The sequence below is a fragment of the Tepidibacillus sp. LV47 genome (assembly GCF_048381575.1).
Classification (GTDB): Bacteria; Bacillota; Bacilli; order Tepidibacillales; family Tepidibacillaceae; genus Tepidibacillus.
Window position 1 is genome coordinate 31,027 of record NZ_JBLWIF010000004.1, and the last position, 13,924, is coordinate 44,950.

17 protein-coding genes are annotated in these 13,924 nt (G+C 35.8%); 9 read left to right on the plus strand and 8 right to left on the minus strand.

Going from position 1 to position 13,924, the window contains the following annotated elements:
- Nucleotides 1–102: 102 nt before the first annotated feature.
- Entirely contained in the window at nt 103–288 is a 186-nt protein-coding gene (locus tag ACMW72_RS06330) for a hypothetical protein (RefSeq protein ID WP_418368004.1), read from the plus strand.
- Between the two features lie 491 nt (nt 289–779).
- On the plus strand, nt 780–1,031 hold the full coding sequence (locus tag ACMW72_RS06335) for a hypothetical protein (protein WP_418368147.1): 252 nt from the start codon (nt 780–782) through the stop codon (nt 1,029–1,031).
- Between the two features lie 285 nt (nt 1,032–1,316).
- Here the strand turns inward: ACMW72_RS06335 and ACMW72_RS06340 are convergent, their stop codons facing one another.
- Complete coding sequence (locus ACMW72_RS06340) at nt 1,317–1,982, minus strand: HD-GYP domain-containing protein (RefSeq protein ID WP_418368005.1); 666 nt, start codon at nt 1,980–1,982, stop codon at nt 1,317–1,319.
- Between the two features lie 64 nt (nt 1,983–2,046).
- On the minus strand, nt 2,047–2,361 hold the full coding sequence (locus ACMW72_RS06345) for a hypothetical protein (RefSeq protein ID WP_418368006.1): 315 nt from the start codon (nt 2,359–2,361) through the stop codon (nt 2,047–2,049).
- A 230-nt stretch (nt 2,362–2,591) separates the two neighbouring features.
- On the opposite strand from ACMW72_RS06345, the gene ACMW72_RS06350 reads away from it, so the two are divergent.
- On the plus strand, nt 2,592–3,035 hold the full coding sequence (locus tag ACMW72_RS06350) for an Lrp/AsnC family transcriptional regulator (RefSeq protein WP_418368148.1): 444 nt from the start codon (nt 2,592–2,594) through the stop codon (nt 3,033–3,035).
- Nucleotides 3,035–4,210 (plus strand): aminotransferase, encoded by a 1,176-nt coding sequence (locus tag ACMW72_RS06355; RefSeq protein WP_418368007.1) that lies wholly within the window; start codon nt 3,035–3,037, stop codon nt 4,208–4,210. The genes ACMW72_RS06350 and ACMW72_RS06355 overlap by 1 nt, the downstream gene beginning before the upstream one ends.
- A gap of 44 nt (nt 4,211–4,254) precedes the next feature.
- Here ACMW72_RS06355 and ACMW72_RS06360 read toward each other — a convergent pair whose 3' ends face one another.
- From ACMW72_RS06360 to ACMW72_RS06375, 4 genes are read right to left on the minus strand one after another with little or no spacing between them, the layout of a single operon-like run.
- A complete protein-coding gene (locus tag ACMW72_RS06360) occupies nt 4,255–4,710 on the minus strand; it encodes a PTS sugar transporter subunit IIA (RefSeq protein WP_418368008.1) in 456 nt (151 codons plus the stop codon).
- Between the two features lie 28 nt (nt 4,711–4,738).
- Entirely contained in the window at nt 4,739–6,124 is a 1,386-nt protein-coding gene (locus tag ACMW72_RS06365; protein ID WP_418368009.1) for a PTS fructose transporter subunit IIC, read from the minus strand.
- 27 nt (nt 6,125–6,151) lie between these two features.
- A complete protein-coding gene (pfkB, locus tag ACMW72_RS06370; protein WP_418368010.1) occupies nt 6,152–7,093 on the minus strand; it encodes a 1-phosphofructokinase in 942 nt (313 codons plus the stop codon).
- An 11-nt stretch (nt 7,094–7,104) separates the two neighbouring features.
- Complete coding sequence (locus tag ACMW72_RS06375) at nt 7,105–7,875, minus strand: DeoR/GlpR family DNA-binding transcription regulator (RefSeq protein ID WP_418368011.1); 771 nt, start codon at nt 7,873–7,875, stop codon at nt 7,105–7,107.
- Between the two features lie 275 nt (nt 7,876–8,150).
- Between ACMW72_RS06375 and queA the strand changes: the two genes are divergently transcribed.
- The 3 genes from queA to yajC are packed head-to-tail and all read left to right on the plus strand — an operon-like array spanning nt 8,151 to nt 10,690.
- Nucleotides 8,151–9,179 carry a tRNA preQ1(34) S-adenosylmethionine ribosyltransferase-isomerase QueA gene (queA, locus tag ACMW72_RS06380; RefSeq protein ID WP_418368012.1) on the plus strand — a complete coding sequence of 343 codons (1,029 nt, stop codon included), beginning with the start codon at nt 8,151–8,153 and terminating at the stop codon, nt 9,177–9,179.
- Between the two features lie 32 nt (nt 9,180–9,211).
- Nucleotides 9,212–10,345, plus strand: a complete 1,134-nt coding sequence (gene tgt, locus ACMW72_RS06385; protein WP_418368013.1) for a tRNA guanosine(34) transglycosylase Tgt — start codon at nt 9,212–9,214, stop codon at nt 10,343–10,345.
- 39 nt (nt 10,346–10,384) lie between these two features.
- Complete coding sequence (gene yajC / locus ACMW72_RS06390) at nt 10,385–10,690, plus strand: preprotein translocase subunit YajC (RefSeq protein WP_418368014.1); 306 nt, start codon at nt 10,385–10,387, stop codon at nt 10,688–10,690.
- A 46-nt stretch (nt 10,691–10,736) separates the two neighbouring features.
- Here the strand turns inward: yajC and ACMW72_RS06395 are convergent, their stop codons facing one another.
- Both ACMW72_RS06395 and ACMW72_RS06400 read right to left on the minus strand, forming a co-directional pair.
- Entirely contained in the window at nt 10,737–11,558 is an 822-nt protein-coding gene (locus ACMW72_RS06395; protein WP_418368015.1) for a phosphatase PAP2 family protein, read from the minus strand.
- Nucleotides 11,559–11,664: 106 nt separating this feature from the next.
- The gene (locus ACMW72_RS06400) at nt 11,665–12,054 is read right to left on the minus strand and encodes a TIGR04086 family membrane protein (protein ID WP_418368016.1); all 390 of its coding nucleotides are present in this window, start codon (nt 12,052–12,054) and stop codon (nt 11,665–11,667) included.
- A 157-nt stretch (nt 12,055–12,211) separates the two neighbouring features.
- Here ACMW72_RS06400 and corA point away from each other — a divergent pair, with 157 nt between their 5' ends.
- Both corA and ACMW72_RS06410 read left to right on the plus strand, forming a co-directional pair.
- A complete protein-coding gene (corA, locus tag ACMW72_RS06405) occupies nt 12,212–13,183 on the plus strand; it encodes a magnesium/cobalt transporter CorA (RefSeq protein ID WP_418368017.1) in 972 nt (323 codons plus the stop codon).
- A 57-nt stretch (nt 13,184–13,240) separates the two neighbouring features.
- A complete protein-coding gene (locus tag ACMW72_RS06410) occupies nt 13,241–13,921 on the plus strand; it encodes a DUF421 domain-containing protein (protein ID WP_418368018.1) in 681 nt (226 codons plus the stop codon).
- The last annotated feature ends 3 nt before the right edge of the window (nt 13,922–13,924 follow it).

Genomic DNA, 13,924 nt, shown 5'->3' on the forward strand with positions numbered 1-13,924 from the left:
ACCCGACTTTAAGGGGATTGAAACATTTATTTCTGGCTTTCGCTTTTGTATGGAATAAATTAAAGATATTCTTGGAATTTAAGTTAATTTGGGGTGGTATTGATGTCTTTGCCCGAGTTTAATAGAAAGTTTACCTATTCTGATTATCTAACATGGGATGTGAGTAAACGGTTCGACTTAATTGATGGGATTGTCTACGATATGACTTTAGCTCCTCCTGATCATCAACGTATATTAGGAAGATTGTTTAATCAGTTTAGTCCATTTTTTGACGAAAAAAGGTTGTGAAGTCTTCATCGCTCCTTTTGTTGTTCGTTTATTTGCTGAAGATAAAGAAGATCAAGAGATTGATAATGTAGTCCAACCAGATTAACCATCCCCATCTTCTATACGCCTATACGCCATGATCGTTGAGTAAGGTTTAAACTATATGAAAAAGCTGAAATTAAAAATTTTGGATTGTGAATTTAATGAATGAGTTAATTGAAATTTTCTTTTTGAAAAATGGTATTTATTCATTAAGTGGTTACTTCTCCAAGGATGAAAGTATACATAGTAACTTAATCGACTCCAAAGTCTCCAGATGTAACAAATGTATCGCCTCAATAAAATTTTTCATTACATCTGCAACAAAATCTTCAATTCTAATGGCGTTTGCTTCTCTCCCTCCTTTTCCCCTTCATCTTTGTTTAATCGTTGATAGAGTCCGATAGCTAGTGTTCTATTTATCTCCTCATTTGTTTTTAAAAAATTAAAGTTAAAGGTCGTTAAATGTCTCTATTTTTTGGAAATCCCTTTTTTTCTTCCAATATAAGTGGCCTGAAAGACTAAAAGATTATGGCCTTAAACGCATACAATATAGCGCTTTTTTTGGTAAATTAAATCAAAATCGACGGGAAGAATTAATGTTCAGACTAAATGATTACATCATCTTAACGAACGGTAGTATCATCATGACAAATCTAGAGGATGGCGATTTTAGCGGTATACCCAAGTTGGTGAGAGACATAATATACGTAATGCAACAGTAAATGAACAAGTAGCCAAAAAATAAGTGATGTAGAACGATTGTCTTTGGTAATTAAGACTCCCTGTGTATCATCCATTCCATGGCACAGTATTGAAGCAATGCCTTTGTCTTCGAATAATCCTGATGCAGTAACTAGACTCGACTAAAGAGGATTGAAACCGTTAATAAAAAAAAAGCCCCGCTCAAAACGAGTGAAGCCTGATGCAGTAACTAGATTTGACGAAAGAGATAGAAAAGAAGTAACAAAGATTGGTAAAGATGATGAAGGACGGTATTTTTCGTGAAACTATTCCAATACTTCCTCGATGAATACCGTTTTCTCTTTAGCCAAATCGATTTCCATTGCTTCAATTTGATTTGAATTCTGTTCTTTTAAGAGTCGTATTATAGGGCGGGTTGGTAATCCTTTGTGTTGTCCCACAACAATACCGATTTCGTTTGTAGATAATCTTACCGTACTCCCATTTGGATAGGTGGCTATGGACTGTAAAAACTGCCAAACGATATCATGTTCGAAAAAATGATTGGTAAGGCCCATGATTTTTTCCAAAGCTTCGTGTGGTTTGATTCGTATATTTCCCATATGTGGGTTTACAAGATTGTCATAATAATTCGCTAAGCCTACAATCTTAGCATATAAATGAATCTCATCCTTTTTTAACCCTCGCGGTGTGCCTTTGCCATTCATGTATTCATGATGTTCTAACGCAACAATCGATGAGACAGCATTGATCTCCGGCTTTTTTCTTAAATAATAAAATCCTCTCCATGTATGTTCGTTAACATTATCATGTTTTAATGTTAATTTATCTAAAGCCTCATCAGGGATGACTTTGCCAATGTCATGAAAAAGGGCTCCTAATGCCAATTCTTGTAATTGATTTCGGCTCATTTTTAAATTGTTACCAATAATTATAGATATGATACATACGTTGACAGAGTGGATAAACAATTGATTATCTTTAGTTAATATGTCATCAAGAAATACAAGATTATCTTTATTTTTAAGAATTTCATTATATTAATTCACTCGTATTATTTTGCAGTTCCTTCATATTTAACTCTTTACCTGTTTGAATACATTTTACAGATTCAGAAAGTACACCAATTGTAGCTCTTTTTGTTTCTTCCGAAACAATATCTTCAACCTTTATATCATTAAAGCGATCGTCCTTAATATATATTGCAGTGATTCCTAATTGTTTTAATTTCAGAATGATTTGTTTTGTCAATGAAACTCCATTACGTAATAAAATTTTTCCATCCATAGAATAGATGTTTTTGCCAAGAATCTGTCCTTCTCTTACACTTCCAATTGTTGTATATCTCATGTCTTCCTCCAAAGTGCTGTTTTAAAAATATCATAACATACTCGACAAAATTTATAGACTCAAATCCTAGATTTTCTTTGGATTATAAAATTGATTTAAAATTTTTAAATAAATTGAAAAATTTGCTGCTTTTTTTGTTATTATTAATCTTAAACATGAAAAGAAAGTGAGTGGGCGTTTTGGAAAAGAAAGAGATTGAATTTTTGGAACTTTTGGAAAAGAATGGGAGAATGGAAATTGAGACTCTAGCCAAATTACTAGATATGGATGTAAAAGAAATCGAGAAAATGATGGATAAGTTAGAGAAGGAGAAGATTATTCTTGGTTATTCAGCGATTGTGGATTGGGCAAAAGTTTTAGATTATGAAGGAGTTACCGCAATGATCGATGTAAAGGTAACACCCAAGCGAGGTGTAGGATTTGATAAAGTCGCAGAGAGAATCTATCGCTTTCCTGAGGTGAAAGCAGTATATTTAATGTCGGGGGCGTATGATTTATCGGTCTCTGTTCAAGGGAAAACGATGTCTGAAATTGGCCGATTTGTTTCAGAAAAGTTATCTACTCTTGATTCTGTTATATCTACAACTACCCACTTTATTTTGAAGAAGTATAAGCATGATGGAGTCATATTTGACCAAAAAGAAGATGATAGAAGAATTGTGGTGACACCATAATGTCAACTAAACAAAAAACGTATCTATCAAAAAGAGTTGAGCAACTGAAACCTTCAGGTATTCGAAGGTTTTTCGAGTTGGCATCAACGATGGATAATGTGATCTCGCTTGGGGTAGGAGAGCCAGACTTTGTAACGCCATGGAATATAATAGAAGCTAGCTATCATGCACTTGAACAAGGGTATACTGCTTATACCGCGAATGCAGGGATGATTGAATTACGAGAGGAAATAAGCCGGTATTTAAAATCGAATTACGAGGTTGAATATAATCCTGAAGACGAACTGATTGTAACGGTTGGGGCAAGCGAGGCGATTGATCTAGCTTTAAGAGCGATCATAAATTCAGGTGACGAGGTTATTGTTGTTGAACCGAGTTTTGTTGCATATTCACCTATTGTATCCTTAGCAGGTGGATTCCCAGTACCTGTACAAACGGATTTTAAAGATGGTTTTAAACCCCAACAAGAACAAATAGAAAAAGCCATTACCTCGAAAACAAAGGCCATTATTTTGTGTAATCCAAACAATCCAACTGGAACAGTTCTAGGAAAAGAGGAACTTATAAAGATTGCTTCCGTCGTTGAAAAATATGATTTAATCGTTTTATCTGATGAAATCTATGCTGAACTTACTTACGATGAAGAATTTACAAGTTTCCCATCGATTAAAGGAATGAAAGAAAGAACAATTTTAATTTCTGGATTTTCTAAAGCTTTTGCTATGACAGGCTGGCGTTTAGGTTATGCAGCAGGACCTAAAGAAATTATTCAAGCGATGATAAAAATCCATCAATATACAATCATGTCTGCACCTACAATGGCTCAACATGCAGCTATCGAAGCTCTGACAAATGGAGAAAGAAGCGTAAGAGAGATGAAAAAAAGCTATAGGCAACGAAGAAACTTTGTTGTTCATTCGTTTCATGAAATGGGACTTTCTTGTCATATACCTGGTGGTGCATTCTACGTTTTCCCTTCCATTTCTGAAACAGGATTAACATCTGAAGAATTTGCAGAACAACTTTTACGAAAAGAAAAAGTTGCAGTTGTACCGGGAAATGCCTTTGGAAAAAGTGGAGAAGGTTACATCCGATGCTCTTATGCGACATCGATGAAACAATTAGAAGAAGCAATGAAACGGATTGCAAGATTTGTTTCAGAAGTTAAAAAATAGTTTAAAATGCCATGAAGCATAATACTTCATGGCCGTCTATCTATTTAAGATGCTGTTTTGATGAGACTAAGAACCTCTTGAGCTGTTTTGGCAGACATTAATTGATTTCTAAATTCCTCATGGATGAGTTTTCTTGATAAAGCCGCTAAAATCTGCAAATGTTCGTTGCCTGCTTGTTCTTCGGGAACAGCAATTAAGAAAACCATGGAAACAGGTTGGCCATCTAGAGATTCCCAATCAATGGGTTGAGCTAATCTTGCAAAAGCTAATCCAGGCTTGCTCACTCCTTTAGACTTTCCGTGAGGGATGGCTACTTGAAAGCCAATACCTGTAGATCCTTTTTCTTCTCTCGTGAATACGGCTTCAGTATATAGATTCACATCGGAAATATATCCAGCTTTGGCCATTTTACTTGCCATTTTGGTAATGACATCTTGTTTATCCGTTGCCTCTAAGGATAATGAGATGGTCTCTTCTTTAATGAGTGTCGATAGATCCATAGATAAGACCTCCTATAAGTTAAATGGTTTATTGTTCATTTTTTCTTGTTTTTAATACACTAACAAGAAGAGCTGTCACGATCGTTCCTACGATGATTGAAACGGTATACATGAGTAAGTTTCCTACTGCATTCGGAATAAATAGGACAAAAATTCCTCCATGTGGTGCTCGTAATGTAGCCCCAAAATACATGGATAAAGCACCTGTGACTGCTGAACCAGCGACAATCGCAGGAATAACACGAAAGGGGTCAGCTGCAGCAAATGGGATAGCTCCCTCTGTAATAAATGAAATTCCTAAAATTGAGGCTGCTTTTCCAGCTTCTCTTTCTTCATTTGTAAATTTTTTAGGTGCGATTAAAGTAGCCAACCACAGACCTAATGGTGGAGTCATACCAGCTGCCATAACGGCTGCCATTGGAGCAAAAACATTGCTACCTAATAAACCAACTGCGAAAGTATAAGCGGTTTTATTGACAGGACCTCCCATATCAAATGCCATCATTGCACCTAATATCAAACCTAGAATTACCGCATTAGCAGAAGATAGGTTGGTTAGCCATCCTGTAAGGGCATCCATGATCGATTTTACAGGTGTACCAATGACAAAAATCATTAATAAACCAACAATCAATGTAGAGAAGAATGGAATAATGAGGATAGGAACAAGACCAGCAAAGTTTCTTGGTAATTTAATATAGTCGCGCAACCATTTTGCCACATAACCTGCAAGAAAACCGGCGATGATCCCACCTAGAAATCCTGCACCTATTTTACTAGCTAACATTCCACCAACTAATCCAGGTGCCAATCCAGGTTTTCCAGCGATAGAAAAGGCAATATACCCTGCAAGAACGGGAACCATTAAGGCAAAGGCAGAACCTCCACCTATATCCATTAACGCTTTTGCAATCGGATTATAAGAAGGGTCATTAGGATCGAAAGCTTTGATCCCAAAGATAAAAGAGATGGCAATGATTAATCCACCAGCTACCACTAATGGCAACATATTGGAAACACCATTCATTAAATGTTTATATACACCTGTTCGTTCAGCACTTCTCTCAGCTTTGATAGCCTCAACTTGTTCATGATAGTCAACAGCTTTTGCTTTCATCGAGATTGCTTGCTCAATTAATGCATTTGCATCCTTAATAGCTTCAGCAACACCAACTTTGATGACGTTTTTTCCCTTAAATCTTTCTTCATTTACATCAACATCCACAGCTAAGATGATGGCATGTGCTTCGCGAATTTCTTCTGGTGTTAACTCGTTTTCAACACCGACTGCTCCCCTAGTTTCTACTTTTATTTCTACATTTTTTTGTTTTGCTGCTTCTTGGAGAGCTTCTGCAGCCATATAGGTATGTGCGATACCAGTGGGACAAGCAGTAACAGCTAAAATTTTCTTCATTGTAATCCACCTTTCTACATGTTGTAGCTACAAAAGTTTTTTAACATTGATCTTATGAATCGCTTGTTTTACTTCTTCTAGTGAACAAACTTCTGTGCCGGGTTTGGTTGCTGTAATCGTTCCGGCAGTTGTCACCCATTTTGCTATTTCTTCTAAGTTTTTATTTTCTAATAAAGAGTAGACTAGTGTTGCAACCATAGAATCTCCTGCACCAACTGTACTTTTTGGTGTAATTGGAAATGGTGTGATTCGATAAGCTTCTTTTTGATTTAACACAATAGCTCCTTTACTACCCATTGAAACGATAATAAGGGAAATACCTTGTTCAATTAGTTCTTTTCCAGCTTCTACAATTTTTTGATCAGTATCAAGTTTTCTTGTCAATAATTGTTCTAGCTCGAAAATGTTGGGTTTTATCGCATAGGGTTTTGCTTTAATTCCTTCTCTTAGTGCCGCTTTATCTGCATCAAGAATCGTCTTTGCTCCTGCTTGATTGGCAAATTGGATCAATTCATAATAGGTTTGATCTGAAGCACCTTGAGGAAGACTTCCAGCAAACACAATCACTGAATTTGATGAAAGGTAAGATCTCAACCGTTCTTTTAAATTTGTAATATCTTGATCTGATATTGGGAACCCAACTTCATTAATTTCGGTAGTGATTCCATCTTCTTCATCGACAATTTTGAAATTGGTTCTGGTCTCACCAGTAACATGAATAAAATCAGTTTGAATGGCTCTCTCAATTAATTGATTGCGCAGCAAATTTCCTTGGTCTCCGGCTATGAAGCCAGTTGCCAAAACATCAACCCCAAACTTTTTTAGTACTTTTGCAACATTAATTCCTTTACCTCCAGGATCAATTCGAACTTGGCTGGCTCGATTAAGACCCCCAACTTCAAATCGTGGAAGGGTGATGGTTTTATCGATGGCAGGATTTAATGTTACCGTGATTACTGCTGGTTCCATTTTGTTTCCTCCTATGATACTGTGACAGTAACGACTTCAATACCTAATTTGATCAATTCTTTGACAGTGTATTCAGGAACAGCATCATCGATTATCAATTTGTCCACTTTATTGATATTTGCGAACTTAGCAAAAGCAACTTTTCCTATTTTGCTATGATCGGCTAATAAATAGACTTGTTTTGATGATTCAATCATTTTCCGTTTTGTAGATGCCTCAATTAGATTCGGTGTCGTGAGACCTTCTATGATATCCAACCCATTTGTTGCAATAAATGCTTTATCAACTTTGATTGAAGATAATGCCTCCTCCGCTAAGGGACCCACCAATGCTAAAGTCTCTCTTCTTAGAAATCCACCAATAATAATCACATCAATTCCTTGACAATCTTGTAACTCTTGAGCAAAAATCAATGAATTGGTAACAATGGTTAACTTATGAAACCGTTTTAATTCTTTTACAAGATGGAAAATTGTTGTCCCTGAATCTAATAGGATCGTATCTCCTTCTTCAATAAACTCTGCAGCCCTTTTTGCAATCGCTTTTTTTTCTAAAAAATATTGATCTTCTTTTTCCCGAAATGTTGGTTCAAAATTCACACTTTCAATCGGGATTGCTCCGCCATGAGTCCTTTTTAGAAGTTTTAAATCTTCTAATTCTTTCAGATCTCTACGTATGGTCGATTCAGATACATTGAGATACTGTCCAAGTTCTTGGACAGAAGCCCTGGATTTTTTTTGAATATAGTCAAGAATGAGTGCTTTCCGTTCTTCGCTATACAACTTCTATAAACACCCCCTTTATTTTTCTATCCGATCAAACATGATCGTTTACGCGAAAGTTGTTGATTATTTTTGATCATATTTGATTGATTTTGATTATAATATGAAAATGCTTTCATTTCAATAGAAAAAAAGAATGAGTAGTAATGATTTTCTTGCAAAAAGACAAGGAGATTGATATAGTAAATAATTGCTAGTTATTCGTTTTCAAGTATAATCAACAATAAAATATGGGAAAAATAATATAGATATTGCTCAAACCGAGGGAAGAATAGATGAATATTGAATTATTTGATTTTGATTTACCAGAAGAATTAATTGCCCAAACTCCACTTAAAAACCGTTCTGATTCAAAACTACTCACTTTAAATCGACGCACTGGGGAAATCGGACATTACCGTTTTAAGGATATTATTGACTTTTTACATAAAGGAGATACCCTTGTCTTAAATGATACAAAAGTATTACCAGCCCGTTTAATCGGCCACAAAAAAGAGACAGGGGCAAAGGTAGAAGTTCTATTATTGAAGCAATTAGATGACAATCGTTGGGAAACCTTAGTAAAACCAGGAAAAAGACTACGACAAGGCCATGAAGTCGTTTTTGGTGACGGGTTACTGACTGGAGTGATCGAAGATACGACAGAAGTAGGAGGAAGAATCATTCGCTTTCATTATCAAGGGATTTTCAATGAAATTTTAGATCATTTAGGGCAAATGCCCCTTCCTCCCTATATAAAAGAACAACTGGAAGATAAAGACCGCTACCAGACTGTCTATGCCAAACATTTGGGTTCAGCAGCTGCTCCAACAGCAGGATTACATTTTACCAAGGAATTGTTACAACAAATTGAAGAAAAAGGCGTTCAAATCGTTTATATCACCTTACACGTGGGACTCGGAACATTTCGTCCTGTGCAAACGGAAAATATCGAAGAGCATCATATGCATTCCGAATATTATCAGTTAAATGAGGAAGCGGCGAAGAAATTAAATGAGGCAAAAGAAGAGGGAAGAAGAATCATTGCTGTAGGGACTACTTCTGTTCGCACCCTTGAAACGGTCGTTAACAAACAAACAGAACGATTTGAAGCAAAGGATGGATGGACGGATATCTTTATCTATCCAGGATATGAGTTTAAAGCCATTGACGCGATGATCACCAACTTTCATCTACCCAAATCCTCTTTAGTGATGTTGGTCAGTGCTTTTGCTGGTCGTGATACGATTATGAAGGCCTATCAAGAAGCGATTGATCAGCATTATCGTTTTTTTAGTTTTGGTGATGCGATGTTTATTTATTAAGCATCATGTGGCGGTATGAAAGGTAGGATAGAATGTCAGCTATACGTTTTGAATTAATTAAAAAAGATAAAAAAACAGGAGCACGATTAGGACGTCTATATACACCACATGGGGTGATTGAAACTCCAATTTTCATGCCTGTTGGAACGCAAGCAACAGTAAAAACGATGAGTCCAGAAGAATTGAAACAGATGAATGCACAGATCATTTTGAGTAATACCTATCATCTTTTTCTAAGACCTGGTCATGAGATTGTGAAAGAAGCAGGTGGTCTTCATCATTTTATGAACTGGGATCGCCCCATTTTAACAGATAGTGGAGGATTTCAAGTTTTTAGTTTGAGTGATTTGCGCAAAATAACAGAAGAAGGAGTCCACTTTCGCAACCATTTGAGCGGGGAAAAATTATTCATCAGCCCAGAGAAATCGATCGAGATTCAAAATGCTCTTGGAGCAGATATCATTATGGCGTTTGATGAATGTCCACCTTACTCTGCTGATCGCGACTATGTGAAAAAATCTCTTGAAAGGACAACCAGATGGGCAGAACGCTCTTTAAAAGCTCACTCAAGACCTAATGACCAGGCTTTATTTGGGATTGTACAAGGAGGAGTGTATAAGGACTTAAGGGAACAAAGTGCAAAAGAAATCACTTCTCTTAACTTCCCCGGGTATGCAATTGGCGGGCTTAGCGTAGGAGAACCAAAGGAGATGATGTTTGATATTTTGGAACATACGACTCCTTTACTTCCTGAGGACAAGCCTCGTTATCTGATGGGGGTTGGCGATCCAGAGTCTTTATTTGAAGGCGTTATTCGTGGAATTGATATGTTTGATTGTGTTTTGCCTACGCGAATTGCAAGAAATGGTACAGCAATGACCAGTCAAGGACGATTGGTGGTTCGCAATGCGAAGTATGCGAGAGATTTTGGCCCGATTGATCCAAAATGCAGTTGTTATACCTGTCAAAATTATTCAAGGGCATATGTTCGTCATCTATTAAAAGCAGATGAAATTTTTGGACTAAGATTAACCACTTATCATAATCTCTTTTTCTTGCTTAATCTGATGAAAAATATCCGTCAAGCGATTCTAGAAGATCGCCTTCTTGAATACAAAGAGGAATTTTTTGCGGAATATGGGAGAAATGAGTTACGAACTTTCTAGTTTTTTGTTATGATATTCAAAAGAAAGGAGGGAATATCGATGTTTTTGGCTCAAGGAACTGCAGCAACACAGGGGAGTTGGTTAGCGACCTTACTTCCTTTTGTATTGATGTTTGTGATTTTTTACTTTTTGCTCATTCGTCCACAGCAAAAAAGAGCGAAACAGCGTAATGCCATGCTTGCAAGTCTTAAAAAGAATGACAGGGTGGTTACCATTGGCGGGATCTACGGAACCATTGTGGATCTGACCGATGACAAAGTAACGCTTCGTGTAAATGAAAGTACAAGAATTACTTTTGATCGCAATGCGATCAACGGAGTGATTGAAAGCAGTCAAAACGAATAATTTTACATAAAAAGAAAGAGCGTAGCCTGTAAAAAAGCTACGCTCTTTATCTTTTTGTCGTTAACTGATTCCCAATCTCAAATGAATGGGTATTGGTAACCATATCACTAAGACGCAGTCCTGTTTGACTAGCAATGAAAGCGAGGATCACGCCAGCAACCATATCTAATAGCCAATGAATTCCAAGGTAAAGAGTTGAGAAGACAATGATGATTGCACTAAATAAGGTGATTTTACTAAATAAAAGATTTTTGTAACGTAATGCGATGATAGCAAGGCTAACGGATATAGATGTGTGCAAACTGGGGAAATTGTTATTAATTCCTGAAAATGGACGATATTCTAATTCAAAGTTTGGATAGACTTGAGGAATTAAGAATTGCACATGGTGATCAAAATACCAGACCTCATAGATAGGGAAAAAAAGGTAAAATGGAATTGCAATAATATAATTTAACATCAGAGCATAAATAACGGCGTAAAATAAACGGTGGTCTTCATTAATGTATACCACTAATGAAGAAACCATCATGGCTGGAAAAACGATGATATAAAAGAATGTAAAGATATAAGTTAAAGTATCATTTAAAAAGAACTGTTGAATAAAATAGATCCCATTCCCTTCTAATTGTTGAATGACTGGTGTGAAATCGCCAACATCAATATTTTTTTCAAAGATTTGTTCCATTTTATTAAAATAAAGGATTAAAAAAAGAGCTAAAAATTGAATGAACATCTTTTTATTTGAAAATAATGTAGTAAAAGAATTTTTGATGATTGTGTAAGGGTTCTGGCGCAAAACAATCATAGAAATCAGAATCGTAAGGATTGTTGAGGCAAGAATGATGGTGTTCATGGAATGAAACATAAAAGACCTCCATTTAACACTTATATTTAAAAATTATATCATATCTGATTGGCGATATAGTAGTATTATATGTTTTCATTCCAGAAACATCTACTTGTCTTTAGAATTATTTTTTTGTATTTACGCCAATCATCCCGCCAAAAGAACCAAAAAGAAAACTTAAAAGAAGGATAATCAATAAACGGAGTTGAAAACCAAGATTAAATCCTAGAAACCAGATCAGCGCTAAGAGAATCCCATAGATTAACCCTGTTATTCCACCATAATACCAACCTCTAGTACCAGCAGTCTTCCCACTTTTAAATCCCCCTGTAAGAAGACTAATCGCTGTAGTGATATAAATCAGTAGAGGAAGACGTTGTTCTGATAAGGATGTAAAGTAGAGAATAAGTGTGAAGACAAGTGTACTAAGGATTACGATCGCAAATGTGTAGATAAGACCGATTAAGATCGGATTTGAATATTTTTTTGTTGCATTGCTAATATTTGCTTTCATTACCCTATCACCCCTATTCATAAATGAAGGAAAAAGAAATAGTTTGTACATTTTATGCAAAGATTTTTTACTTTATGTTGAGAAGTTTAAAGAGATATTTTAGACTAGAATAGGGTATTTTGCGGATCAGTGATCGAGGACTAAAGGAGGGAGAAAAATGATCAAGACCTATTTTTATAAACATAGCGAACAGAAAATGTACCATGATATTGATCTGAATCGACTACAGGATTATTTAGCATCGCCAAAAGATTTGTTATGGATCGATCTTTATGAAGTAACAAATCAGGAATTGAATTATATTGGTGAATTATTCCAATTCCATCCTTTAGCGATCGAGGATTGTTTACACGATAGTCCAAGAGCCAAGGTGGATAAATATGATGACTATTATTTTTTTGTTTTCCATGCACTCAAATATAATGAAGAAGACGACAATGAGATTTCCACATTAGAGTTAAATGTGTTCTTGGGGGATAACTATATCGTAACAATCCATAAATATCCGCTAAACCCTGTTGGGAAAGTAGCGGCAAGAAGCCTGCGTTACACTGATTATATGAATAAGGGACCAGACTATTTGCTTTATAATATCATCGATGGTGTGACAGATGAATATTTCCCAATTCTTGATCGAATTGGTGTACGGATTGATGAATTAGAAGATGAGATGTATGACCAAGATGTTGAAGAGATTATCGATGAATTCATGGCTTTAAAACGGTCAATCATCTTAATACGAAGGGTCATCCAACCTCAAAGAAGAATCTTTTCCAACATCAATGGAAAGTGGTCCTTTAAGATTCAGGAAGAGAATATCCCGTACTATATTGACTTAGTCGACCATCTAGAACGAATCGTTGACAATACTGAGACTTATCGGGATCTTGTAAACAGTGCGATGGAAACCTATTATTCCATTGTCGGAGCCAAAACCAATGAAATTATGCGAGTTTTAACGATTATTTCTACCATTATGATGCCATTAACGTTTATCACAGGTGTATTTGGGATGAACGTGGTCATACCCTTTGAAGATAGTCCCTTAGCCATTGTTGTGATTGTACTAGGAATGGCGATTTTAGCAATAATGATGCTTTATGAATTTAAAAAGAGGAAATGGTTATAAATTCTTTTATGAATGCCAAAACTATCATTTGAAACTCTTTTGGTAAAGGAGATTCAAATGGGAGTGTTAACAGCTTTATATCGTACGATATTTATGTACTTTTTTGTATTGGTTGTTTTGCGGTTAATGGGAAAACGAGAAATTGGCAAATTATCGATTTTTGACTTTGTTGTTTCGATTATGATGGCAGAAATTGCCGTATTGGTGATTGAGGATACGGAACAATCTTTGTTAAAAGGGGTTGTTCCGATTCTTGTTCTTATGGTTACTCAGATTGTTTTATCCTACCTTACATTAAAAAGCAAAAGAATCCGTGATCTTGTTGATGGCAAACCAGCCATTCTCATTGCTAATGGAAAAATTCTTGATAAAGAAATGGCAAGGCAACGCTACTCTATCGATGATTTATTAATACAACTAAGGGAGAAAAATATTCAAGATATTGCCGAAGTGGAATTTGCCATTTTAGAACCTTCAGGGAAACTAAGTGTCTTTCAAAAACCCTCTCACCAACCGGTTACAAAAGGAGATCTTCAACTAAAAGATAACCGATATAATGGTTTGCCTGTTCCTTTAGTTGCGGATGGTGAGATTTTATTGGAGAATTTACAGAAAATCAATAAAGATGAAGCTTGGTTAAAAGAACAATTAAACAAAAAAGGATACACAGATATGAAAGAATTATATTTTGTTAGTATCGATCATGCCGGCCATTTTTTTATTGATCGTAAAGATTAATAA